Here is a 222-nt window from a genome sequence, read left to right as displayed (position 1 = left end):
CGGGCACCGAAGAGTCCACCGCTGGGGGGGGGTCGCCGGCAGCGTCAGATGTATAAAAGAGACAGCCAAGGGGTCGGGCGGATMCCGTCCACCAGCCATAACCAGATAATTGCCATCGCCACATACCCCCCGCCATAAGCGGCATACACACGACCGGCGGCGGTCGGGTGCAGGGTCAGCAGCCAGGCGAACAGCGCCAGGGCTGTCTCTTATACACATCTG

The 222-nt window shown here is 63.3% G+C and carries 1 pseudogene; it reads right to left on the bottom strand.

The features are described from left to right. Positions 1–65: 65 nt before the first annotated feature. Positions 66–203 (bottom strand): annotated as a pseudogene (locus ACQ4LH_RS21450) (YnfA family protein); the annotation flags it as partial. Between the last annotated feature and the right edge of the window lie 19 nt (positions 204–222).

Source organism: Pseudomonas peli (assembly GCF_050563605.1).
In the GTDB taxonomy this organism is placed as follows: domain Bacteria; phylum Pseudomonadota; class Gammaproteobacteria; order Pseudomonadales; family Pseudomonadaceae; genus Aquipseudomonas; species Aquipseudomonas peli_A.
Note: the sequence above shows the minus strand (reverse complement) of the source record. Positions and strands in the feature narration are given on the sequence as shown.